Here is a 2,921-nt window from a genome sequence, read left to right as displayed (position 1 = left end):
CGACCCGGCCGTCGGCCGTCCGCGGGCACCCCGACCGCCGGGACTCGGGGCGGGAGAAGAAGAACGACAGTGCTTCGAGGCACTCGGCCTCGGTGGGGCGGACGCCGGCGGGGACGCGGAAGTCCTCGACGACGTTGTAGACGTGGTCGTTCGGGCCCGCGTTCTCGATCAGGGCCCAGATTTCCTGCTGGCTCCAGGTCAGGGGGGCCTCGGTGGTGCGCGCGCCCTTGAACGGGGCGTGCCCCACGCGGGAGGGGAGCGGCTGTCCGCTGTGGTCGGGGTTCACGGGGTCTCCGATTCCGAGAGGCGCCGGTGTGCGAGGAGTTCCTCGGCGAGGGCCGCCGCGAACGCGTCGACGTCGGCCGGGGTGGTGTCGAAGGAGCACATCCAGCGGACCTCGCCCGTCCGTTCGTCCCGGACGTAGAAGGGGAAGCGTTTCTGCAAGCGGGCGGTCACGGCCGTGGGCAGAACGGCGAAGACCGCGTTGGTCTGCACCGGCTGCACGATCCGTACGTCCGGCAGACCGTCCACCGCATCGGCCAGCCGCCGGGCCATGGCGTTGGCCCGCCGGGCGTTCTCCAGCCACAGCCCGTGCTCCATCAGGGCGATGAACTGCGCGGAGATGAACCGCATCTTGGAGGCCAGCTGGGTCGCGGCCTTGCGCAGGAACTGCGGACCGCGGACGGCGTCCGGATCCAGCACGACCAGGGCCTCGCCGAGCAGCAGACCGTTCTTGGTACCGCCGAAGGACAGGACGTCGACGCCGGCATCGGTGGTCAGGGCGCGCAGCGGAACGCCGAGGGCCGCAGCCGCCTGGGCCAGCCGCGCCCCGTCGAGGTACACGCGCATGCCCCGCTCGTGGGCGTGGGAGCAGATGTCGGCGATCTCCTGCGGCGTGTACAGGGTGCCGAGTTCGGTGGGCTGGGCGATCGCGACGACGGTCGGCTGCGCACGGTGCACGTCGCCCCGCCCCCAGGCCTGCCGTTCGATCAGCGCGGGCGTCAGCTTGCCGTCCGGGGCCGGCACGGTGAGCAGTTTGACGTGGGCGACCCGCTCCGGGGCCCCGCATTCGTCGGTGTTGACATGAGCGCTCTCCGCGCAGATGACGGCCCCCCAGGGCTCGCTCATCGCCTGGAGCCCCACCACGTTGGCGCCCGTGCCGTTGAGTACGGGGTAGACCTCCGCCCGGTCGCCGAAGTGCTCCCGGAAAACCTGCCGGAGCCGGTCGGTGTAGACGTCGTCCCCGTACGCCGCCTGGTGTCCCTCGTTGGCGACGGCGAGGGCGGCCAGGACGTCGGGGTGTAAGCCTGCGTAGTTGTCACTCGCGAAGCCCCGCGCCGCGGGGTCGTGCAGTCGGGGGATCAATCCTTCGTCCTTCACTTGCGCGGCGGCGGCCCGTGGTGGGGGACATGGCGGTCACAACTGCCTTTGCCTGTCTGGCGATGAAGATCTTACGAGATGATCTAGTAATGAGCGCAAGACTTCCGGCACACTTCTGATCAAGAAGGAATGCCTGCCGCACCGTCCGTCGTGCCTGGCCGGAGCGGTGGGCGCACACAGGAAGACGGTCCATGCAGAGTTCCCCGGCAAGCACCCTGCGGCGCGCCCACAGAGGAGTCGTCGCCACCTTCGCCCTCGTCGGCGTGGTGAACGGCATCCTGGCCGCCAGACTGCCGGGGCTCGCCGTCAAACTCGGCCTGGACACCGGCGACGTGGGGCTCGTCATCCTCTCCTGGGGCATCGCGGCCACCGCGACCATGCAGTGCATGCGCTGGATCGTCGCGGCCCTCGGGAACCGGCTGCTGCTGCGCATCGGCACCCCTCTGGTCACCGTCGCCGTCGGGCTCATCGCCCTCAGCTCCTCGTTCCCGCTGCTCCTCGCGGCCGCCGCCGGCTTCGGAGTCGCCTCCGGCATCGCCGAAGCCATGATGAACGCCCAGGGCAGCCTCGTCGAACGCCGTGCCGAACGGCCCCTGATGAACGGCTTCCACGCCGGATGGAGCGCCGGAGCCGTGGCCGGCGGACTCCTCGCCGTCGCCCTCGCGGCCCTCGACGTGCCCTACACCGCCTCGGTGCTGGGCGTCGCGGTCATCGCGCTGCCCCTCGCCCTCGCCGTCGGCTGGACCTACCTGGACGAGCCGGCCGAAGAGGAGGAGGCCACGGACCGCCACAAGCTGCCCGGGATCGTCTACCTGATCGGAGCCGTCGCCTTCCTCGCGCTCCTCCTCGAAGGACTGGTGGCCGACTGGAGCGGCCTCCTCCTCGCACGCGAGCTGCACACGACGGAAGCCGTCGCCGCGATCGCCTACCCGGTGTACGAACTCGCCACGTTCTCCGGGCGGCTGTTCGGCGACCGGCTGCGACTGCGCTGCGGAAGCCGGTCGATCCTCGCGGCCGCCGGCGCCACGACCGCACTGGGCGTGCTCCTCGTCGTGACCGCTCCCTCGGCCGTCTGGGCCATCGCCGGATTCGCCCTGACGGGGCTGGCCGTCTGCATCGTCGTGCCGCTGTGCATGTCCCTGGCCGGATCCGCCGCCCCCGGCCACTCGGACGCCGCCATCGCCCAGGTGTCGGCGATCGGTTACGCGGGGCTGCTCGTCGGTCCCGTGCTGATCGGCTTCGTGGCCGAGGCCACCACCCTGCGCACCGGCATCGCCACGGCCATCGCCGTCGCGCTCCTCATCACCGCCGCCTCGCGCCGGATGCCGCAGGGGCGGCCCGCCACCGGAGCGGGCGGGAGCCCGGCCGCCCCGGCGCCGGCCCGCGACACCGCGGAACTCTGAGCCCCCGGCCCGGCGGCGGGGGGGGGCGGCCCGCCCCCCCCGCCCCCGGGCGGCGCCCCCCCCGGCCCGGGCCCGCGCGCCGCCCCCCGGCCCCCGCCCCCGCCGGGCTCGGCGGCCGGGGGGCTGGCGGCGCTGGGG

General features: G+C 73.0%; 2 protein-coding genes and 1 pseudogene. 1 reads left to right on the top strand and 2 read right to left on the bottom strand.

Going from position 1 to position 2,921, the window contains the following annotated elements:
* Both ACFXA3_RS40100 and ACFXA3_RS40095 read right to left on the bottom strand, forming a co-directional pair.
* A pseudogene (locus tag ACFXA3_RS40100) lies at positions 1-286 on the bottom strand (hypothetical protein); the annotation flags it as partial.
* The gene (locus ACFXA3_RS40095) at positions 283-1,365 is read right to left on the bottom strand and encodes a threonine aldolase family protein (protein WP_385195975.1); all 1,083 of its coding nucleotides are present in this window, start codon (positions 1,363-1,365) and stop codon (positions 283-285) included. The gene ACFXA3_RS40095 and the pseudogene ACFXA3_RS40100, both read right to left, overlap by 4 nt.
* A gap of 206 nt (positions 1,366-1,571) precedes the next feature.
* Between ACFXA3_RS40095 and ACFXA3_RS40090 the strand changes: the two genes are divergently transcribed.
* Positions 1,572-2,783 (top strand): MFS transporter, encoded by a 1,212-nt coding sequence (locus tag ACFXA3_RS40090; RefSeq protein WP_385195973.1) that lies wholly within the window; start codon positions 1,572-1,574, stop codon positions 2,781-2,783.
* The last annotated feature ends 138 nt before the right edge of the window (positions 2,784-2,921 follow it).

The organism is Streptomyces sp. NPDC059456, from assembly GCF_042750055.1.
Lineage (GTDB): Bacteria > Actinomycetota > Actinomycetes > Streptomycetales > Streptomycetaceae > Streptomyces.
The sequence above is the reverse complement of the archived record's forward strand: the minus strand, read 5'-3'. Positions and strand labels throughout refer to the sequence as shown.